General features: G+C 36.1%; 26 protein-coding genes and 1 riboswitch. Of the genes, 14 read left to right on the top strand and 12 right to left on the bottom strand.

The annotated features are described in order from the left end of the window. The 3 genes from AZF04_RS08340 to pssA all read right to left on the bottom strand — a co-directional run bounded on the left by AZF04_RS08340 (position 1) and on the right by pssA (position 2,786). The gene (locus tag AZF04_RS08340; RefSeq protein ID WP_061948341.1) at positions 1-1,278 is read right to left on the bottom strand and encodes an acetylornithine deacetylase; all 1,278 of its coding nucleotides are present in this window, start codon (positions 1,276-1,278) and stop codon (positions 1-3) included. A gap of 171 nt (positions 1,279-1,449) precedes the next feature. Then, positions 1,450-1,553, bottom strand: a riboswitch (TPP riboswitch). A gap of 132 nt (positions 1,554-1,685) precedes the next feature. Then, positions 1,686-1,958 (bottom strand): HU family DNA-binding protein, encoded by a 273-nt coding sequence (locus AZF04_RS08345; RefSeq protein ID WP_045486111.1) that lies wholly within the window; start codon positions 1,956-1,958, stop codon positions 1,686-1,688. A gap of 288 nt (positions 1,959-2,246) precedes the next feature. Beyond that, entirely contained in the window at positions 2,247-2,786 is a 540-nt protein-coding gene (pssA, locus tag AZF04_RS08350) for a CDP-diacylglycerol--serine O-phosphatidyltransferase (RefSeq protein ID WP_045486108.1), read from the bottom strand. Between the two features lie 183 nt (positions 2,787-2,969). On the opposite strand from pssA, the gene AZF04_RS08355 reads away from it, so the two are divergent. Next, positions 2,970-3,746, top strand: coding sequence for a phosphatidylserine decarboxylase (locus tag AZF04_RS08355; RefSeq protein ID WP_061948342.1), 777 nt, complete (start codon positions 2,970-2,972; stop codon positions 3,744-3,746). Between the two features lie 43 nt (positions 3,747-3,789). Here AZF04_RS08355 and mnhG read toward each other — a convergent pair whose 3' ends face one another. The 7 genes from mnhG to AZF04_RS08390 are packed head-to-tail and all read right to left on the bottom strand — an operon-like array spanning position 3,790 to position 9,649. Next, positions 3,790-4,245, bottom strand: a complete 456-nt coding sequence (mnhG, locus tag AZF04_RS08360) for a monovalent cation/H(+) antiporter subunit G (RefSeq protein ID WP_064504088.1) — start codon at positions 4,243-4,245, stop codon at positions 3,790-3,792. Continuing rightward, complete coding sequence (locus AZF04_RS08365) at positions 4,223-4,522, bottom strand: Na(+)/H(+) antiporter subunit F1 (protein ID WP_045486102.1); 300 nt, start codon at positions 4,520-4,522, stop codon at positions 4,223-4,225. The genes mnhG and AZF04_RS08365 overlap by 23 nt, the downstream gene beginning before the upstream one ends. Continuing rightward, entirely contained in the window at positions 4,519-5,001 is a 483-nt protein-coding gene (locus AZF04_RS08370) for a Na+/H+ antiporter subunit E (protein ID WP_081766700.1), read from the bottom strand. The genes AZF04_RS08365 and AZF04_RS08370 overlap by 4 nt, the downstream gene beginning before the upstream one ends. Positions 5,002-5,008: 7 nt before the next feature. Further along, on the bottom strand, positions 5,009-6,493 hold the full coding sequence (locus tag AZF04_RS08375; RefSeq protein ID WP_082795298.1) for a Na+/H+ antiporter subunit D: 1,485 nt from the start codon (positions 6,491-6,493) through the stop codon (positions 5,009-5,011). Then, entirely contained in the window at positions 6,483-6,824 is a 342-nt protein-coding gene (locus tag AZF04_RS08380) for a Na(+)/H(+) antiporter subunit C (RefSeq protein WP_045486099.1), read from the bottom strand. The genes AZF04_RS08375 and AZF04_RS08380 overlap by 11 nt, the downstream gene beginning before the upstream one ends. Then, positions 6,824-7,246, bottom strand: a complete 423-nt coding sequence (locus AZF04_RS08385) for a Na(+)/H(+) antiporter subunit B (protein WP_045486096.1) — start codon at positions 7,244-7,246, stop codon at positions 6,824-6,826. Before AZF04_RS08385 ends, AZF04_RS08380 begins: the two co-directional genes overlap by 1 nt. Then, positions 7,247-9,649 carry a Na+/H+ antiporter subunit A gene (locus AZF04_RS08390; RefSeq protein WP_061948713.1) on the bottom strand — a complete coding sequence of 801 codons (2,403 nt, stop codon included), beginning with the start codon at positions 9,647-9,649 and terminating at the stop codon, positions 7,247-7,249. 332 nt (positions 9,650-9,981) lie between these two features. Between AZF04_RS08390 and AZF04_RS08395 the strand changes: the two genes are divergently transcribed. Beyond that, positions 9,982-10,248 carry a hypothetical protein gene (locus AZF04_RS08395; protein ID WP_061948343.1) on the top strand — a complete coding sequence of 89 codons (267 nt, stop codon included), beginning with the start codon at positions 9,982-9,984 and terminating at the stop codon, positions 10,246-10,248. A 151-nt stretch (positions 10,249-10,399) separates the two neighbouring features. Here AZF04_RS08395 and AZF04_RS08400 read toward each other — a convergent pair whose 3' ends face one another. Then, on the bottom strand, positions 10,400-10,540 hold the full coding sequence (locus tag AZF04_RS08400) for a sporulation histidine kinase inhibitor Sda (RefSeq protein ID WP_045486083.1): 141 nt from the start codon (positions 10,538-10,540) through the stop codon (positions 10,400-10,402). Positions 10,541-10,971: 431 nt separating this feature from the next. Between AZF04_RS08400 and AZF04_RS08405 the strand changes: the two genes are divergently transcribed. From AZF04_RS08405 to AZF04_RS08445, 9 genes are read left to right on the top strand one after another with little or no spacing between them, the layout of a single operon-like run. Continuing rightward, complete coding sequence (locus tag AZF04_RS08405; RefSeq protein WP_045486080.1) at positions 10,972-11,493, top strand: YqeG family HAD IIIA-type phosphatase; 522 nt, start codon at positions 10,972-10,974, stop codon at positions 11,491-11,493. Then, positions 11,490-12,608: a ribosome biogenesis GTPase YqeH gene (yqeH, locus tag AZF04_RS08410; protein WP_061948344.1), complete on the top strand. Its 1,119-nt coding sequence runs from the start codon at positions 11,490-11,492 to the stop codon at positions 12,606-12,608. The genes AZF04_RS08405 and yqeH overlap by 4 nt, the downstream gene beginning before the upstream one ends. Before the next feature lie 16 nt (positions 12,609-12,624). Further along, positions 12,625-13,476, top strand: a complete 852-nt coding sequence (gene aroE / locus AZF04_RS08415) for a shikimate dehydrogenase (protein ID WP_061948345.1) — start codon at positions 12,625-12,627, stop codon at positions 13,474-13,476. Further along, complete coding sequence (yhbY, locus tag AZF04_RS08420; RefSeq protein ID WP_045486071.1) at positions 13,463-13,753, top strand: ribosome assembly RNA-binding protein YhbY; 291 nt, start codon at positions 13,463-13,465, stop codon at positions 13,751-13,753. The genes aroE and yhbY overlap by 14 nt, the downstream gene beginning before the upstream one ends. 30 nt (positions 13,754-13,783) lie before the next feature. Beyond that, positions 13,784-14,365, top strand: coding sequence for a nicotinate-nucleotide adenylyltransferase (locus AZF04_RS08425; RefSeq protein WP_045486068.1), 582 nt, complete (start codon positions 13,784-13,786; stop codon positions 14,363-14,365). Further along, positions 14,343-14,921: a bis(5'-nucleosyl)-tetraphosphatase (symmetrical) YqeK gene (yqeK, locus tag AZF04_RS08430; RefSeq protein ID WP_045486065.1), complete on the top strand. Its 579-nt coding sequence runs from the start codon at positions 14,343-14,345 to the stop codon at positions 14,919-14,921. The genes AZF04_RS08425 and yqeK overlap by 23 nt, the downstream gene beginning before the upstream one ends. A gap of 2 nt (positions 14,922-14,923) precedes the next feature. Further along, positions 14,924-15,274, top strand: coding sequence for a ribosome silencing factor (rsfS, locus tag AZF04_RS08435; RefSeq protein ID WP_412459204.1), 351 nt, complete (start codon positions 14,924-14,926; stop codon positions 15,272-15,274). Then, positions 15,274-16,134, top strand: a complete 861-nt coding sequence (locus tag AZF04_RS08440; protein ID WP_045486060.1) for a CvfB family protein — start codon at positions 15,274-15,276, stop codon at positions 16,132-16,134. The genes rsfS and AZF04_RS08440 overlap by 1 nt, the downstream gene beginning before the upstream one ends. Beyond that, a complete protein-coding gene (locus tag AZF04_RS08445) occupies positions 16,131-16,871 on the top strand; it encodes a class I SAM-dependent DNA methyltransferase (RefSeq protein ID WP_061948346.1) in 741 nt (246 codons plus the stop codon). Before AZF04_RS08440 ends, AZF04_RS08445 begins: the two co-directional genes overlap by 4 nt. Positions 16,872-16,934: 63 nt before the next feature. Here the strand turns inward: AZF04_RS08445 and comER are convergent, their stop codons facing one another. Beyond that, positions 16,935-17,756 (bottom strand): late competence protein ComER, encoded by an 822-nt coding sequence (comER, locus tag AZF04_RS08450; protein WP_061948347.1) that lies wholly within the window; start codon positions 17,754-17,756, stop codon positions 16,935-16,937. A gap of 388 nt (positions 17,757-18,144) precedes the next feature. Here comER and AZF04_RS08455 point away from each other — a divergent pair, with 388 nt between their 5' ends. From AZF04_RS08455 to AZF04_RS08465, 3 genes are all read left to right on the top strand, one after another. Further along, positions 18,145-18,690, top strand: coding sequence for a helix-hairpin-helix domain-containing protein (locus tag AZF04_RS08455; protein ID WP_161485258.1), 546 nt, complete (start codon positions 18,145-18,147; stop codon positions 18,688-18,690). Between the two features lie 101 nt (positions 18,691-18,791). Continuing rightward, complete coding sequence (locus AZF04_RS08460; protein WP_153017238.1) at positions 18,792-20,087, top strand: homocysteine synthase; 1,296 nt, start codon at positions 18,792-18,794, stop codon at positions 20,085-20,087. 137 nt (positions 20,088-20,224) lie between these two features. Continuing rightward, positions 20,225-20,803, top strand: coding sequence for a ComE operon protein 2 (locus AZF04_RS08465; protein WP_061948350.1), 579 nt, complete (start codon positions 20,225-20,227; stop codon positions 20,801-20,803). The last annotated feature ends 29 nt before the right edge of the window (positions 20,804-20,832 follow it).

The following is a 20,832-nucleotide window of genomic DNA, read 5'->3' on the forward strand; positions in this document are numbered from 1 at the left end:
TTATATTTCCTCCTTCGGTAAATTACACCATTGATAGATGAATTGAATAAGAGATTTACAATAGTCGAAAAGTTCATCAATAGATAGCTCTTCATTAAGAGAATGGGCTTGTTCTAACTTACCTGGACCATAGATAACGGTTTTAATGTTCGCTTCTGATAACCAGCCACCATCTGTAACAGATGGAGACATGGAGACGTTTACATCCTTATTAAAAACTTGTTTGTGCGTTTCTTGAAGCAGCTGGACCCCTTGCCAATTTGGACTCACTTCAAGAGCAGGAAATATTTCTCCTCTATCCTCAATCATCGAATTACCTCCCCAGCGGAAGGCAGGAGGGTTTTTCCTTAACCATGGGTCACTACTAGCTACAGCCATTAGATGCTCTTCAATTTCTTGTGTAACGGATTCGTAGGATTCATTAGGGTAAAAGTGAACCGTAATCCATAATGCGCATTGATTAGGTGTGAAGGCTGGATGAATCCCTCCTTCAATGACTGCTGGATTTATCGTATTACTTCCTGGCAAAAATCCAGGATATGATTTGGTTACAGCCCAATGTCTTTCTAAATCCTGTAAACCATTAATCATTTTAGTCATTTTCTCTATAGCATTAGCAGCAAACAGACCACCGCCAGCATGGATCATTTTACTTCTTGTACCGTCATGATGAGTCGTAGGGCTTTCGATCGTAACCCAGCCCGTAATAACGCCCCCTTGACCTTGAATTTGACATTCACTTGTGTCAGCAACAATGGCAAAATCGCCACTGTAGCCACGATTTATACATTCTTTTGTGCCGGCTTCGCCGACCTCTTCACCAATAACTGATTGTAAAATGACATCTCCTTTTAATTCGAAACCTTCCTTTTTGAGAAGAGATAAACAAAAGAGACAGGCAGCTAAACCACCTTTCATATCTGCTACACCTCTACCAAAGATAGAGTTATTGTTAATGGTCGCTTCAAAAGGCGGGGTGTCCCAAAGCTCCTTATCTTCAATGGCAGCAACGTCAATATGTCCATTTAAAATAAGGCTCCTGTATTCATTGGAGTTACTTCCTTTTTTCGTTCCAACAACATTGAAATCATTGTGGTAAATTTCCCACATGTCCACATCAGCACCTAAATCTTTTAAATAATCAGCGATAAATTTTTGGGCAGGCAAGGTATTTCGGGCTGGCGGGCTCTCAGTTTGAAATGATACTAATTTAGTAAGTAAGGAAAGAAGTTCCTCTTTATGCTCCTCTACTAAATTAGATAACGGATTAGAATTCATTGGTTCCTCCTCTTTTTATATACTCGTAACCAATGGGGGAAGGGGAGTGATTTAAAACATAAAAAAACCTCCAGGCGAAATTCGACTGGAAGTGTTATTGGTCCGTATAAATGTACCAAGCTGCAAAAGCAACAGGTGCACTAAAATACAAATCTATTCATAAATCTCTCATGAATAGTTGACCCACTTCCCTCCGCTAGTATTATCTAGATCAGGTATAAGGGTTAAGGCATCAAAACCTCTCTCAGCAAAAAATTGCACCCCTAGTGGTTAAAACGAGTATGTAATTATATTCATCCATACACTATCATATTTAAAATAGGAAAACAAGAATAATTGCGAAAATTAAAAATAACAAAGAAAAAAGAAGTGATGGCTATTAACCATCACTTCTTTGATGCTTCCAATTAGTTTACAGCGTCTTTAAGCTGTTTACCAGGCTTAAATGCTGGATTTTTAGTAGCAGCAATTTCGATTTCTTCACCAGTTTGTGGGTTACGTCCTTTACGAGCTGAACGCTCACGAACTTCAAAGCTACCAAAACCAACAAGTTGTACTTTTCCACCTTCAACTAAAGTAGTGGTAATGCTTTCGAATACAGCGTCAACTGCTTTTGAAGCATCCTTTTTAGAAAGTTCTGCTTGCTCAGATACTGCGTTAATTAAATCTGTTTTGTTCATCAAAAAAACTCCCTTTCATACCATGTTTAGAAAAAACTTGTTTTCAAATCTTTGAAAACAAAAGCTCATTCTGACTTTTTAGCAGCGTGCTTCATATCCAATAAAATCACCTGCACTTCAAATTTACTCTTGAAGCCTAATACTGTCAAGCCTTTCGGAGGAAAATCATTCATAATAAGCCATTATTTTCACGATTTTTGATATTTGTTCAAGAACTTTATAGAAAATCACACGGAAAAGTCACTAGTTATGTCGAATATTAACAATTCTATTGGAAATAAAAGCGCTTTACATTTTTTTGATTTTGAGAGGACTAATCATGGAAAGGGCGAGAAATAAGCAAATGAACATAAACAAAAATTCAGGTAAAAAACCAACAAATAATGAAGTAAAAGTTAGGATACATCCAGCTAGTGTTATGGGAACACCTACAAAGTAACAAGTGGATTCACTTACATTGAATTTTGCTAATCTAATGGCTCCACAAATAATAAAAACAATTGCAAAAAATGCTCCTGCAAAGCCAAATTCAACGAGTACCGCTTCATGTATAAGGAGAGCGGGTGCAACACCGAATGATATAATATCACTTAATGAGTCCAATTGCTTTCCGATGTCAGAAGTTGCATTAAACTTTCTTGCAACGGCACCATCTAATCGGTCGAATACGGCAGCTATTGCAATAAACAGTAAAGCAAGTGTTAATTCACTTTGTATGGTATAAAGGATTGCAAAAGCACCTAAAGTAAGATTTAATAGAGTCAAAACATTTGCAATTTGTCCTTTCAGTTTCTTACGTGTGTTATCTAAACGCTGTAAAAGAAACATAGAATTCACTCCTTGCAGAATAATAAATAAATTTTAAAATAAACGAAGTTCAAGAACGTAGTATGAGTGATCTGATTCATTACTATTATTAAAGTAATATCTTATCACATCATTGATGATACGACTACAAAAAGGACCTTGTTTGTTGAAATAAATTACGACAGTAAGTCGAAAGGAGAAGCTATGAAACAAAGAATCTATAGAGCATTTGTCGAATTAAGCAATAATCCATTTCAAACAAAGCTTCTAAAAAAGTTTGCTCAATCAAAGCTAAGTAAACCGATGATTCCTTCTTTTTATAAAACTTTTCAGATTAATTTGGAAGAAGCAGAAAAAAATATAGGGGAGTATAAAAGCTTACATGAGTTTTTTATTAGAAGGTTAAAGAGGGAAGTGCGACCCATTAACCAACAGCTTACAATGGTCGTTAGCCCAGTCGATGCGAAAGTAGCTGCTTTTGGTGAAATAGACCAAGAGCAGAATTTTTACGTAAAAGAGCAATACTATTCTTTAAATGAATTACTCGGAAGCAAACAAAAAGCAGAGGAGTTTCAAAGGGGATCTTTTCTTATCCTTTATTTAAGCCCTCGAGACTATCATCGTATTCATAGCCCTCTTGACGCTACAATTAACCAACAACAAACATTAGGGGGGAATTCCTATCCCGTTAATGATGCAGGCTTAAAATACGGTAAACGGCCTTTATCACGAAATTATAGGGTTATTACAGAGCTAGAGGATGATGGTAGAAAGTGCTTAGTCATAAAAGTAGGAGCTATGAATATTAATACAATCGAAGTCACTCATTCTGAACAACATATAAAAAGAGGAGAAGAGCTTGGTTATTTCTCTTTTGGATCAACAGTAATTCTTTTGTTTGAAGAGAATTTTGTTACATTTGATGATATTAAGGTGAACCAATCCATTCAAATGGGACAACCAATTGCTGTTAAAAAATAAAAAAACGTCGCTTAAGCCTCTGGCTTTTGGCGACGTTTTTTTGTTAAAGCTCACGATTACTATTTTCTTCACGTTTACGATCAGCTAATGCTTTGAGCTTTTCACCTTCTGCTCCCTTTTTTCTTTCTAGCTGCTTTAAATAACGTTCTTTACGCTTTTCAAGAACTTCCTTTAAGTCATCTCTAACGGCATTTTCCCACTGAGGTATACCGGAAAAATACGCAGCACGACTAATTAAATGCCCAGCCACTGGAGATGAAATAAAGACAAAAATAATTCCTAATATAATGCGAGCGTCGAACCCATAAACAGGATAGAAGAAAATTAACGTTGCAATTAAAATGAGTAATACTCCTAATGTAGCACTTTTACTAGCTGCATGAGCACGAGTATAAGTATCTGGAAGACGAATTAACCCGATCATTGTAATAAATGAAATTAAAGCACCTATGACAACAAAAATTCCAACGGCTACATCAATGATTACGTTTCCGTTCAAGAACAACACCCCTTTCAATAAACTTTGCAAAAGAGACGGTTCCTATAAAAGCTAAAGCACCGACAAGTAAAATAACCGTTAAAAATGCGGATGTTCTTAAAATCATACAAGTTAAGGCAGTTAAAGAAATTAAATTAATCCCTATTGTATCAAGAGCCATTAATCGATCAGCAGGAGAAGGTCCTTTTATAATTCGATATATTCCTCCTACTAATCCTAGTGAAATGACCGCTGCACCAAAGTACAGAAAATAGTCCAAGGTTGATTGAATAATCATGTTCGGCTCACCTCCAAAATAACTTTTTGGAAGGATTCTTCAATATGATGGATACTGCTTTCAATATCATCAATATTCATTGAATGAATATACATTTTTTGTTTATCATGTGAAACATCAATAACGACAGTCCCTGGTGTTAATGAGATTAATAATGATAATAATGTAAGCTCCCAATCGGAGTTATAAGAAACGTGTAACGTAAAAATACCTGGTTTAATATCTAATTTTGGTTTTAAAATGAGTCTCATAACACTGTAATTGGAGATGATAAGCTCCCGAATAAATACAAATAGTAAATGAACCACTCCATACACTCGGATAATGTACAACCTTGATGGGAAAATTCTTCTCATCAAGAATAGAATGATGAATCCGACAATATATCCAATAATGAAGGTCGGTAAATCATAGGTGTTATACAAGAACATCCAAGCGATAGCAAGAGCGAAGTTTATGAGTAACTGAAAGGACATCATAATTTACCTACTCCTTTAATACGGCTTCTATATAGAGCTCTGGATTTAGCAATGTTTCGGTAGCATCAGAAATGTACGGTACGATTGCTTCTGCTCCCATTCCCATGATAAAGGTTAAGAAAAGCAAAATCATACTAGGATAAAGAAGTCCTTTAATACTTACCTTTTCGTTCATGGTTTCATAATTTTCTTCTCCAAGAATCACATTAAAGAAGATTCTCATTACTGAATATAAAATTAATAAACTAGCTAGTATTAATATGATTACGGAGAAATACTGTCCAGCCTCAAAGCCACCTTGAATAAGAAATAGCTTTCCGAAAAAACCACTAAAAGGTGGAACTCCCGCTAAAGATAAGCAAGCTACTAGAAAGGACCATCCAACAAGCGGATGCTTTTTAATAAGGCCACTTGCTTTATGCATCGAGGATGTTTTCGTAATGATAATCATTGCCCCAACCAATAAGAATAGGGCAGCTTTTATAAGCATGTCATGAAGCAGATAGAACGTTGCTCCAAAAATCCCTGCTTCATTAAAAGAGGAGATACCGAAAATGATAAAACCTACTCCAGCAACTACATTATATACTAAAACTTTTTGTAAATCTGTATAAGCGACTGCACCGATGACCCCTACAATCATTGTTAGGACTGCAAGTACCTCTAGGGTAAGATGCGTTATTTGCGGCTCGTGATAAAAAACAATCGTAAATATTCTAAAGATGGCGTAAATACCAACCTTTGTTAGTAAGCCTGCAAAGAGTGCTGTTATGACAGGCGGCGGGGCTGCATATGAGCCTGGAAGCCAGAAGAACAGTGGGAAGATAGCTGCTTTCATCCCGAATACAATTAAGAATAAAAAGGCGATAACTGTTAAAATACCAGGCTGTCCAACCTCTGCAACACGAGAAGATAAATCAGCAATATTCAAAGTGCCTGTAACGGAATATAGAAGAGCTATAGCCATTACGAAAAAGGCAGATGAAATAACATTAATTAATACATATTTAATCGACTCTCTAAGTTGTGCCTTTGAACCACCAAGTGTAATTAAGCCATATGAAGACATTAATAGAACCTCAAAGAAAACAAACATATTAAAGATGTCCCCAGTAAGGAAGGCCCCGATTACACCAGTCATTAGAAAGTAAACGAGTGGATAGAAATAAAATTTTGTTCTAATTTCATCAATTCCGCGAATGGAGAATAGTAAACAGACTAATACAACGATACTCGTAAAAAGAACAAGTAAGGCTGAAAGTGAGTCAGCCACTAAGGCGATACCAAATGGAGGCACCCAGCCACCAAGATTATAGGAGTACACACCATTTTGTAAAACGTCGTAGGCAAGTAATCCACTTACAATGACAACCGCGATTCCGGCAATAATACTAATAATTCTTTCAACAGTGACGCTCTTTCTAATAAAAAGAAGAATGACAGCCGTGAAAAAAGGGATGAGAATAGGCAAAATTATTAAGTTAGTCATCATCAATCATTCCCCTCAATTTTTCCATGTCATCTGTTCCATGTACTTTGTAGGTTCTATAAGCTAGAACTAATAGAAAAGATGTTACACCAAAGCTAATAACGATAGCAGTTAAAATTAATGCCTGCGGTAATGGGTCCGTATAGGCCGCTTCCTCATAACCAAGTAGAGGTGCGGCACCTAGCTTTAAGCCGCCCATTGTTAACAAAAGCATGTGAACGCCATGACTTAAGACGGCTGTTCCAATAATAATTTTCGTCATATTTTTTGAAAGAATCAAATAGGTGCCAATTGTAAAGAGGATACCACTTAGGATGGAGATAATAATTTCCATTAATGTTCCTCCCCTATTGTAAAGATTATTGATAAAACAACAGCAATAACTACAAGGTAAACACCAATATCAAAAAGTAAGGCTGTTGCTAACTCTGTATTTCCTAATAAAGGTAAATCAAAATAGTCAAAAGTTTGCCATAAGAAATTTTCGCCAAAAATCATCGAGCCTACTCCCGATAAACCGGCAATGAGAAGGCCTGTTGCCATAATATATTTATAGTCAACTGGAATCATTTTTCTAACCGTTTCAATGTCAAAAGCAACACTTATTAATATAAAAGCACAGGCCGTTGTTAATGCCCCTATAAATCCTCCACCAGGATTATGATGTCCTGCTAAGAAGACGTAAAAGGAAAATATAACAATGATAAACGATAAACATTTCGTAATGGTTTGAAGAATAACGTCATTAGGATGCATTTACAAACCCTCCTTTTCTTCCACTTTCCCTTTAATCATGGCGTAAATCCCTATAGCAGCGATCACAAGCACAACGATTTCAAAGAAAGTATCAAACCCACGAAAATCTACTAGAATGACGTTTACCATGTTCTTACCACCAGCTTCGTCATAGCTGGCATTAACGAAAAACTCGGTAAGTGGCTCAAATAATTTATTGTTATGTGAAGATATTGCGAGTAGGGTGACAACAAGACCCACTCCACTTGCAACAATTGCATTTACAATTTTTGAAGGCTTTGAATCCTTCGTCTCTTTGTATAGAGGTAAATGGTAAAAGCAAAGTAAAAATAAAACGGTCGAAACAGTCTCGATTACGAGCTGGGTCAAAGCTAAATCAGGTGCTCTAAATAAAACGAAGAATATAGCCATTCCAAACCCTAAACTACCTAAGCCTGCTAATGCAGTTAATCTCGTTCGAGCTAATGCTACCGTAATAGCTCCAGCAATCATGACGACGACTAAAGTAATTTCATGAATAGAAATTTCTGCTGTCCTTTCAGGGACTAAGTCAATAACGTTAAGTCTGACCATCATAAATCCTAAAAATAGAACCATAAAGCTAAAGATATAGATTAAATATCGGCGGAAGCTTTCTGTCATATAAGCGTCTGTAAACTTCTTACCGCCTGATGAAAGGGTAAATAAAGCTCCGTCATAAAATCGGTTAAATGGATCGCGCTCACGTTTATAAATAGATAATTGAATCCATTTTTTCATCAACGCATATAAAATGACCCCTAGAATGACTACGCCGAATGTCATAAACAATTCCGTATTAAATCCATGCCACATGTAAATATCAACACCAATTTCCCCGGCAGTTAAATAAGGTAGGACCGATGCGACCGCTGGCTCAATGAGAGATTTAGACAGGATGTTTGGAAAGAGTCCAAATATAACGACTAGTGATACTAAAACAACAGGACTAATTAGCATGCCAATTGGTGCTTCATGAACAACCTTTTTAAAATTAGTCGGCTCAAATTTTCCACTGAAGGTCTGGAAAAAAAGAATACAACAATATAAAAAAGTAAAAACACTGGCAACCCAAGCAATTACTGGGAAGGCAAGACCAAACGTTTCCATGTTGAAGATTCCAAACTCTGTAGCATTTACAACAGCTGTAAAGAACATTTCTTTACTTAGGAATCCATTAAAAGGAGGTAACCCGGCCATCGCAGCAGTTCCAATTAAGGTGATGGTAAATGTGACTGGCATGATGGTCATCAAACCACCAAGCTGACGAATATCACGAGTGCCTGTTTCATGGTCAACAATTCCAGCAGCCATGAACAAACTTCCTTTAAAAGTGGCATGATTTATCAGATGGAAAATAGCGGCAACAATAGCTGTATAGTACAAGCTATTTGCTTGACCGTCATTAAAGTATAGTGCAGCTGATCCTAAACCGAGTAAAGACATAATCAAACCAAGCTGACTAATTGTGGAAAAGGCTAAAATTCCTTTAAGATCCTTTTGACGAACTGCTGAAAGGGAGCCCCACAATAAAGTGGCCATTCCAAATAAAGAAAGTATCCAAAACCATGTTTCTGATCCTCCAAAAACAGGTGTAAATCTAGCTACTAAATATATTCCCGCCTTAACCATAGTAGCGGAGTGTAGATAAGCGCTAATAGGGGTAGGTGCTTCCATCGCATCAGGTAACCAAATGTGGAATGGAAACTGAGCTGATTTAGTAAAAGCACCTATAATAATGAAGAGCATAGCCGGAATAAATAGCTCATGACTTGATATGATATCAGCTTGAGAAATTATTTCGCGTATGCTAAAAGTATTGGTCATGATATAAAGTAGAATAATACCCGCAAGCATCATGAACCCACCAAAAACGGTAATGAGCATAGATTTTTGTGCACCATAACGAGATTTTTCTCGCGTTGACCAGTAGCTGATTAGAAGTGCTGATGCTAAACTAGTGAGTTCCCAAAAAGCGTAAAGAACAATTAAATTATCTGAGAGAACAACGCCAAGCATTGCACCCATAAACATTAACAAATAGACATAGAAATTATTTAGTTGTTCCTTCGTTTTTGATAAGTAAAAGATAGAATAAAGGACTACGAGTGCCCCAATTCCACTTATCAGTAATGCAAACAATAAACCTAGTCCGTCTAAATAAACATTAAAATGAATCCCAAGTGAAGGAATCCATGGAATAGAGTGTTCAATTACTTCGCCACTTGAGGTTGTAGGAATAAAACTCAAGAAGTAAACAAATAACACTGTAGGTAATGCTAATACAAACCAACCAGTATGTATTGAACGTGCATACTTATAGATAAATGGAATAATGATGGCTAACAATAGGGGTGAAATCGTAGCCCAGTGTAAAGCGTTAATCACATATATACCTCCTTAATTAAAGTAAATTCTAATTGGGCTCTTGTTTTAAACTCCCTTTAATTTTTGCGAATTCTTTTTCGCGCTATTTAAAAGTATAACCTAATTTGTATAAAGACGCATTAAACATGCATTTAGTGTTTACATGAAATGGCCTTTTTATTTCATTTTTACTAAAAAGTTAGTAGCTAGAATTCTTCTGAATATGACAAGCCTTGAAACTCGTTCACCCCTTTCTGTTTGTAAGCGCTTAAGGGGTCAAATGTGTATATTTATTGACGTTTTTGGAGAGGGTATAGAAAATAAGTCATATAAGGAAGGGTAGAGATTCTATGTCGAATCGAAAAAAACTACTCATTAGTTTTTTTTTGTTTCTATTTCTTTTTATCGGTGCATGGATTATAAATGATAATAGCCGTTATGAAGAATTTCAAAACGGTGGAGGAACATTCCAGCCACTTGAAGAGCATAAAAAAAATCGGAACCAACCATCTGGACGCTTTGAGCCAAGGGAGTATATTCGTATTTACCCTAATTCAGGAGAAAAAAAAGAAGAGCGTCGTTTAGAAAACGATACTCTTCATAATACTAATGATTAAGGCTTGTAAAAATTCAAATATATAAGCTAAGTTTTAATAAATGTCATATTTACTATCCCTTTTATAATTCTTTAATCATTTAGAGAGAGCCGTTACGAGCTACTCTCTTATTTTACATTCAATCCCTTAAACCGCAACATGTTCCTTGAACTTAAGAGCTTAATCTTATTTTATCATGTAACGAACGTTTGTGAATTTCGCTTTTAATTAATTCAATAAAGTCAGGATTAAGCTCCAATTCAACTGCTTTATAAAACGTTTCTATCAATAGTTCATCTGAAAGGTTTTGCATGATTTCCTGTCTATGCTATTTAGACAGGTTCACCTCCTTGAAAGATGTATTTTTTACTACGCAAACGTTCTAACCACACATTTTCTTTCATATGCTATAAGTTAATCCATTAATTAAGCTTATCCTACCATGTAACAGCTAATAGAACAACCGTTCGTTTTATCCACAACTAAACGTGGATAACTTGTGGGTTAAATGTGATTAACTGATTGGAAGTTAAGGTTTAAGGGTATTTTTGACGTTAATAACTTTATCCACATTCAAAAAAATGTGATTCTTGTCGAAAAGTATTTAATTTTCTGAATACATAATGTTTTTGTATATTTATTAATAGATTCATCATAATTAGCTTATTTTATTGAAAATATTAGAAAAAGAAGGTATAGTTAAAGATTGGTTATAGATGAAGAAAATATAGTGGGGTGCGCATTTTGTTTAAAAACCTTTTTCCGAACCAATATGTAAAAAGTATTTATGAAATTAATTTAACTGAATTAAAGGAACTTGGTATTAAAGGAGTCATTACAGATTTAGATAATACATTAGTCGAGTGGGACCGTGCTTTGGCGACGACCGAGGTAAAAGAGTGGTTTAAAACTATTGAGAAATTAGATATGAAAATAACGATTGTATCCAATAATAATGAAAGGCGAGTAAAAGCCTTTTCCGATCCTGAAAAAGTAGTTTATATTCATAGTGCAAAAAAACCAATGCGCCGTTCTTTTTTGCGAGCGAGTAAAGAGATGGGCTTGAAACCAAGTGAAGTGGTCGTAGTGGGGGACCAAATATTTACCGATGTTTTGGGTGGCAATAGAGCTGGACTTCAAACCATTCTTGTTGTTCCTGTTGCAAAAACGGACGGGTTCTTTACAAGATTTAACCGTAAAATGGAAAGAGTCGTTTTGAATCAAATGAGGAAAAAAGGACTGATACAATGGGAGGAAGAATCATGAGTGAAGAAACTCAATATATATGTGCTGGCTGTGGTGTGAAAGTTCAAACTGAGGATAAAATGGCACTAGGCTATGCACCTCCATCTGCCTTACAACGCGATGTGATTATTTGTCAGCGCTGTTTTCGTTTAAAGCATTATAATGAAGTTCAAGATGTCTCATTAACAGATGATGATTTCTTGAAAATTCTTCATACACTAGGACAAAAAAGGGCTCTTATCGTAAAAATTGTTGATGTGTTTGATTTTAATGGGAGCTGGCTGAATGGTTTGCATCGATTCGTTGGAAAAAATGAAGTATTATTAGTTGCGAACAAAGTTGATTTATTACCGAAGTCTACCAATCGTAATAAATTATTGAATTGGTTAAGAAAATCAGCTAGTGATTTAGGGTTAAAGCCAATTGATGTAAAGCTAATGAGTGCTGCTAAGGGCGAAAGTGTTTTAGATATAGCCAATAGCATAGATGAGTATAGAAAAGGGAAAGACGTATACATAGTAGGGGCGACAAACGTAGGAAAGTCAACCTTTATCAATCGAATAATTCGTGAATTTGAAGGAGATGAGGAACAGATGATTACGACATCTCACTTTCCAGGAACGACTTTGGATATGATTGATATCCCTCTTGATGATGGTCAAACCCTCTATGATACTCCAGGAATTATTAATCACCATCAAATGGCTCACTATATTGATAAAAAAGAATTAAAAATCATTACACCTAAAAAAGAAATTAAACCAATTGTTCATCAATTAAATGAAGGACAAACCCTTTTCTTTGCCGGACTTGCTAGAATGGATTTTGCAAAAGGAGAGCGAACCTCTTTTGTTTCCTTTTTCTCGAACGAGCTAAAAATTCATCGAACTAAAATAGAAAAAGCAGACGAATTATTCTCTAACCACTTAGGAGATTTATTATCTCCACCAGGGACAGAATCGGTCAAAGATTTCCCAGAAATGGTGAAGCATACATTTAGAGTTAAGAATAACAAGGTCGATCTTGTTTACTCAGGATTAGGATTTGTTTCAATAAATGGAAGTGGGTTAGATGTCATAGCATATGCACCAAAAGGTGTACATGTATCTATTCGAGAATCTATTATGGCAAATTAAAGGTGGTCGGAATATCATGGAAAAACTCTATGGACTGTTAGGTTACCCTGTTGGTCATTCTATGTCTCCAAGTATGCATAATAAGGCATTTGAAGATTTAAAAGTGGCTGCTAGATATATGGCATTTGAAGTAGAGCCTCAAAATCTCCAAAATGCTGTTGAGGCTATTCGTTCTCTACAGCTGGGTGGATGTAATGTTACCATTCCTCATAAGGTTGAGGTTATGAATTATCTAGATGAAATAGATGAAGAAGCACTGGAAATAGGAGCGGTGAACACCATTGTGAGAGAAGGTAATAAATTAATTGGGTACAATACAGATGGTAGAGGCTATTTACAGTCATTATTAGAAGTTCTAACAGGTGAGCTCTCTGAAAAACAAGTAGCCATTATTGGGGCTGGGGGGGCAGCAAGAGCAGTTGTAACAGCATTAAAAAATAATCATACAAAAAGGATAGTAGTGGCCAATCGGACGATAGAAAAAGCTGAGCAATTATTGAATAGACTTCATTCGCCGGTTTCTCTTTTGGAAGCTCAAGAAATAAAAACAGTTGAATCTAATTTAGAACAATTTGATATTGTTATAAATACCACCTCTGTTGGAATGAGTCCGCAAGTAGAGCAGACACCTATCTGTTTGGACAAGCTGTCCAATAAAAGTATTGTAAGTGATTTAATTTATAACCCTATAAAGACGAAATTTTTAACAGAAGCAGAAGCTAAAGGTGCTACGATTTTAAACGGGGTTGGAATGTTTGTGAATCAAGGTGCTTTATCTTTTGAATATTGGACAAAGCAGAGTCCTAATCGTAAGCTTATGACAAAAACAGTTCTTCAACAACTAGGAGGTTACTATGTTAACAGGTAAACAAAAACGTTTTTTGCGAGCGAAAGCTCACCATCTTTCACCTATTTTTCAAGTTGGAAAGGGTGGAGTAAATGAAAATATGATCCAACAAATCATTGATGTATTAGAAGTAAGAGAATTAATTAAAATAAGTGTTCTTCAAAATTGTGAATATGATAAAAGTGAAGTGGCAGAAAGCTTATCCACAGGAGCTAAGGCAGAGCTTGTCCAAATAATTGGCAGCACAATTGTTTTATATAAAGAATCAAAGGAAAATAAGGTTTTAGTGCTACCATAGATAAAAAGAGAAAAAGGGGCTATCTTAAATATGAAGGAAATTGGATTGTTTGGAGGAACATTTGATCCACCACACATCGGTCATATGATTATGGCTCAAGAGGTCTTAAATCAATGTCATTTAGATGAAATTTGGTTTGTGCCCGTTCATACTCCTCCTCATAAAAAGCGCGAGTCGCAAACTTCAAATGAAGACAGGCTTAAAATGCTAGAAGCATGTGTTTCAGATGTGGAGAATTTTTTTATTTCTACGGTTGAATATGAACGGAAAGGAATATCCTATACCTTCGATACGGTGAAGCACCTTCGTAGTCAGTTTCCTGATGTGAAGTTTTATTTTATTATTGGTGGAGATATGATCGAGCAACTATCAAATTGGCATCAAATAGAAGAGCTGAAGGATATGATAACCTTTATTGGTGTTCATCGCCCTGGTAGTGATGTAGTCAAAAGTGAAAATATACTCCAAATCAAAACGATTCAAATAGATGTATCCTCAAGTTTGATAAGGAAGCGTATTAAAGAAGGAAAGCCTATAAAATATTTAGTTCCTGAGCAGGTAGAGAGAATGATAAGAAAGAGAGGGTTATATGGAGAGGGAGCAAGCACTTGAACTCATTAAACCTCATTTAACTGAACATCGTTTTCAGCATACTCTTGGAGTCATGCAGACAGCTATTACGCTATCAAAAAGATTTGGAGCTGACCCTAAAAAAGCAGAGCTTGCTGCTATCTTTCATGATTATGCCAAGTTTCGCGACAAAAATGAAATGCGTGATTTGGTAAAAAAGAAGTTGAAATGGCAGGATTTGCTACACTATGGTGATGAACTACTACATGCACCGTGTGGAGCGTACTATGTTCAACATGAAATAGGCATTACCGATTATGATATATTAGATGCTATTGCCTATCATACGACAGGTCGTCCAGAAATGAATGAGCTAGAAAAAATCATTTTCTTAGCAGATTATATAGAGCCAGGAAGGCAATTTAAAGGCGTTGAAGAAGTACGTATAATAGCCCAAACGGACTTAGATGCTGCTATTATTCAATCTTTGGAAAATACGATTGCTTTTCTTTTAAGGAGACGCCAACTAATTTTTCCTGATACGCTCGCCACTTATAATGCATTAATAAAAAATCAAAAAGGGAGTCGTGATATTTAGTGATTAACGATCAAATTTTCTCATTAGCGGTGCAAAGTATTGATGATAAAAAAGCTCAAAATATTGTTGCTTTAAATATGCAAGGAATTTCGCCCATTGCAGATTACTTTATTATTTGCCAAGGGAATTCAGAGAAACAAGTGCAAGCTATTGCTCATGAATTAAAAAAGGTGATGCAAGAAAACGGTCTAGACATTAAACGTTTAGAGGGCTATGATACAGCACGCTGGGTGCTTATCGATCTTGGTAATACAGTTGTTCATATTTTTCATAAAGATGAGCGTATTTATTATAATTTGGAAAAATTATGGGGAGATGCGCCCGTTATTGAATTAGAAGGTGTTTTAAAATAATGGAGTTTAAACCGGGTTATAATGTTACATTGCCAGTGGAAAGAAAGACGAATTTTGGATATTTTTTAAAAGCGGATTCAGAAGATATCTTATTACACAACCATGATGTAACAACAGATATAGAAGTTGGTCAGAAAATAAATGTTTTCCTTTATCATGATCACGAAGGTCGATTAGCTGCCACGATGGAAGAGCCGATTATATCAGTTGGTGAATATGCTTGGTTGGAAGTGGTAGGAGTTCGAACTGGACACGGTGTCTTTTTGTTTAATGGAATTCGCCGAGATCTCTTCTTATCGATGGACGAACTTCCAAGCGACCGTGGCTTCTGGCCTGTAAAAGGTGATAAACTGCCTGTCACTATCACTTGGGACAAAAGAGGTCGTATGATGGCAAAGCTGTTAAGAGGAAAACCAATTGAAGAGCAGGCTACGGAAGCTCCTGAAACGCTCTTAAACGAAGAGGTATCAGGTTTTGTTTATCATTATTTGGATGATGGAGCATTATTATTATCGAAAGAGGGTTATTTAGGCTTTATACATCACGATGAAATGACTGAAAAACCTCGTTATGGTCAATTTATAACGGGAAGAGTAGCATATGTCCGTCCAGATGGTCGTATTAATTTATCCTTAAAGCCCATACGCTCTGTTCAGCAGAAGGAAGATTCTGAACGAATTTTCTCTTATCTAATTGAACGTGGAGGAGCGATGCCTTATTCAGATAAAAGTAACCCTGATGATATTAAGGCTCGTTTTCAACTAAGTAAAGGCGCTTTTAAACGAGCGTTAGGAAAGTTATTAAAAGAAGGTAAGATTGAACAAAAAGATGGCTGGACTTATGCAAAGGAGCAGAAATGAATTACATGATTTTTGCTGCTTTATATGACCATCTAATGTCAGAAGCTCCTTACGACAGATGGCTCGACTATGTCAAAAATAATAGTAATCCAGCCTTAAAAGGTTTAGATATAATGGATGTAGGCTGCGGAACTGGCGAAATGGTGATTAGGTACGGGCAAGAGGGAGCTAATGTCACAGGGATAGATTTATCTTCTGAAATGCTTTTAGTGGCAAAAGAAAAGACAGACAAACTTGGTTTAACTCCTTTTTTAATAGAGCAGGATATGGCGAGTCTCCCTTTTATAGGAGAGTTTGACGTCATTACGGTATTTTGTGATTCTTTAAATTATTTAAAAACGGAAACAGATGTTAAATCGGCCTTTACCTCTTTTTTTCAGCAACTAAAAACGGGTGGTATGCTATTATTTGATGTTCATTCTCCTTATAAAATCACTAATGTTTATAGTAATCAGACGTTTGCTGATGACGGAGACGAAATATCGTATATATGGAATTCCTTTGAAGGGAAAGAAGTATTAAGCATCGAGCATGAACTAACCTTCTTTGTAAAAAATGAGGACAACCTTTATCAAAGACATGAAGAATTACACTTTCAAAGAACTTATCCTATCGCTAATTATAAAGAGTGGCTTGAGGAAATCGGCTTTGTAGTGGAAAAAATTGAAGCTGATTTTCGAGCTGAAGCACCTTGTGAAGAAAGTGAAAGAATTTTCTTTAAAGCTGTAAAAAAGTAGCAGGAAAGAAGCTGTCCATATAGAATTATTAAAAAAGGTAACCATTAGAAGGTTACCTCTTTTTTACTCTTGGAAAAGTTGATTAATTTTGATGCGTTCTTGATCATACTTTGCATGTGTTTGTTGAAATAAATGGTCAAACAGAGACCCTAACTCATTTTCCAATACCTTTAATCCCTCTCCCGTAATTCCTCCAGGGACACAGACCCTTTCCTGTAAAGTAGTGAGAGTAAAGTGCCTTTTCTCTAATAGCTTTCCCATTCCAATTAACATATCAGTGGCTAAAATGGTTGCTTCTTCTTCTGAAATGTTTGTTTGTCTTACCGCTCCATATATGAATTCTTGTAGTAAATAACTGAAGAACGCAGGACCGCAGCAAATAATATCAGATGCTACTCTTGTTATGTCCTCTTGAATAAGTAAAGGTTCCGAAATACTGTTCATTAATTCTTTTAGGATTTTTTGGTCACTTGCTGTACAACTATCGCCAAAGCTTATTAAAGAAGAGCCGGACTGAACTCGATTTAAAATGCTCGGAATAGCCCGAGCCACTTTGCAATCTATTTGCTCTTCCAGCTGTGAGACTGTGATTGGACTCGTGATCGAGACGATAAAATGGTCTTTAGTAGCTACCTCTTTTATTTCATTGATTACAGTTGGAAATTGAGGTGGTTTAACACAAATAAAACAAATATCTGACTGACTCAAAACTTGCTTTGCATTTGTAGCTACAGTGATGGAGGGAAATCTATTCTCAATTTCAGCTGTTTTTTCGTGACTTCTATTATATATAATGAATTGCTCAGAACATATTTTCTTTGAATCTATCCATGACTCAATTAAAATGGTCCCCATGCTACCTGTTCCGATTATTCCTATCTTCACCTTTTCCCCCCCTTTTTTCTCATTTGAGTGAATTTCATAATGGCTCTATAAACGAATAAAACCGAATGTTTCTTATAAAATATGTTTTAAACGTTTGCGAATTAACTTCTTGATTGAAACGGTAGGTAGTGACTCCAAAAGGATCAGCGCAGTCTTCAGCTAACTCTGCACTAGTACTAAATGTATGTGGAAATGGTTTAGTTATGATAAAAATTTATTCGTAAAGTCGATTGACTCATTCATGCGGCAAATCCAAATAGGGTTCGAGTACAAATGGAAAGGGTTTAATTTTATGAATCAAATAAAATGGTTAAAAAAGGAAAATGCCTGGATGCTGGTTACTATTGGGTGCTTATTACTTATGGTTTTAATAGGAGGGAGCTTTTTTATGAAATCTCATAATCAAGCAAAGAGTGATACGGATTGGCTATTTCTCACTGAATCAAAGGATATAGAGAGTAGTTTTGAGGACGAAGATGCTCAAATATTACCACAAGAAATCGTCGTTGACCTAAAGGGAGCTGTCAATATGCCAGGCATATATTTAATGAGTGATGGTGGAAGGGTCTATGAGGTTATCGAAAAAGCTGGTGGTTTAAGAGAAGATGCAGATGAGCAAAGAGTGAATCTAGCAGCCCTTTTAAAAGATGAGATGGTCCTCTATATCCCAACAGAGGGGGAAATGGAAGGAGAGGAAGCGATAGCAGCAGGAATTTTTGAATTAAATGAACGAGATGATGGAAAAGTAAATATTAACACAGCAACTGAAAGTGAATTGCAGCAACTTTCTGGAGTAGGTCCTGCAAAAGCGGGACAAATCATACAGTATCGTGAACAAAATGGTCCATTTGAAAAGATTGAAGATTTAAAGAAGGTATCAGGTATAGGAGAAAAATCTTTTGAACAATTAAGAGAATCTATTAAGGCTCAATAAAAAAGAGTGAATTTATAAAAAGTTCTGATAAAATGAATGTAATCATCTAATACGATGATAATTATAGCATATGGATGAAATGTGATGTGAAGGGAGAGTAAATCATGACAGACAAAAAGAGAGCATTGGAAACGATCGCTATTCATGGAGGTCAAGAGATAGATCCTACTACACAATCGAGAGCATTACCGATATATCAAACGACCTCTTACGGATTTAAAAATAGTGATCATGCGGCCAATTTATTTGGCTTAAAAGAATTTGGAAATATTTATACGAGAATTATGAACCCGACTCAGGATGCGTTTGAAAAAAGAGTTGCCGAATTAGAAGGTGGTATTGGTGCCCTTGCTACAGCAAGCGGAAGCTCTGCTATTCATTTAGCTATTTTAAATATTTGTGAATCGGGAGATGAGCTTGTTTCCTCTAGTGGTTTATATGGAGGAACCTACAATTTATTTGCTCATACATTTAAAAAACTTGGAATTACCGTTCATTTTGTAGAAGGAAATAATCCAGAGGATTTTAGAAAAGCGATAACCTCTAAAACAAAACTCGTTTTTGCTGAGATGATAGGGAACCCTAATGGAGAAGTTTTAGATGTTGAAAGCCTCTCGCAACTGGCTCATGAGCACGATCTACCATTAATGGTAGATGCTACTTTAGTTACCCCTTTTTTATGTCGGCCTATAGACTTTGGTGCTGATATTGTCATCCATTCTGCTACTAAATTTATGGGAGGGCACGGGACTTCGATTGGTGGTGTGATTGTAGACAGCGGAAAATTCAATTGGGGAAATGGTAAATTTCCAGGCTTAACAGAACCCGATCCGAGTTATCACGGTTTAGTTTTTACGGAGGCTCTTGGCCCATTAGCCTATATTTTAAAAGCAAGGGTACAATTGTTACGAGATTTAGGTCCTGCCATCGCTCCTATGAATGCTTTTTTAATTATGCAAGGATTAGAAACGCTCCATTTAAGAATGGAAAGACATTGTGAAAATACGATAAAAGTTGCTCGTTATTTAGAGACCCATGAATTGGTAGAGTGGGTTTCTTATCCAGGGCTGAACTCTCATAAATCGTATGACTTAGCGCAAAAATATTTACCGAACGGTCAAGGTGCCATATTAACCTTTGGTATAAAAGGAGGCATTGAAGAAGGGAAAAGATTTATCGATGCTTTAGAACTGTTTTCTCATGTTGCAAATGTAGGGGATGCTAAATCTTTAGTAATCCATCCTGCAAGCACTACACATCAGCAATTAAACGAAGAGGACCAAAGAAAAGCAGGAATTAAGCCAGAGCTTATTCGTTTATCAATTGGGATTGAAAATAGTGCTGATATTTTCGCTGATTTAGACCAAGCTTTAATGAAAAGTCAATATTTAGAATAAACCCAAAGTTACTAACTAAGTCAATCTATGATGGATGAATACTACTAATTTTTAGGTTGATCTTGACGGTTATTAGCTCTTTTCAATAAACTATGGTTAGACAGAAAAGAGCTAGCTAACCTAGAGGAGTGGACAAGTTGGAACGAATTTCATGGAATCAATATTTTATGGCGCAAAGTAAATTATTATCATTAAGAAGTACCTGTACTCGTTTAATGGTGGGAGCAACGATTGTTCGAGATAAAAGAATCATTGCAGGAGGCTATAATGGTTCTGTTACGGGCTCCGAGCATTGTATAGATGATGGTTGCTATGTTGTGGATAATCACTGCATCAGAACCATTCACGCTGAAATAAACGCCCTCCTTCAATGCTCCAAATTTGGTGTTCGAACCGATGGTGCAGAGATTTATATTACTCATTTTCCTTGTGTACATTGTACAAAGGCAATTATACAGGCTGGGATAAAAAAGGTTTATTATGCGGAGGATTACAAAAATCATCCTTATGCAGAGGAACTTTTTTCACAGGCTGGAGTAGAGTTGATTCAAGTTGAGCTAGATGAAACGGTTTTAGATCGTGATTTTCAAAAAAAGCTTCAATTAACTACAGATTTGCTACATAAGCTTGAAGAGGCTGGAATTGAACAAAGTGAGTTAATGGACCTTATTGATCAGACTAGAGCTCTTTATACACCAAATCCTTCTCACTCATAAGGAGGTGTGTTTTGAATTCAATTATTATA

Origin of the sequence: Alkalihalobacillus trypoxylicola, assembly GCF_001590785.1 — a bacterium.
GTDB lineage: Bacteria > Bacillota > Bacilli > Bacillales > Bacillaceae_D > Alkalihalobacillus > Alkalihalobacillus trypoxylicola.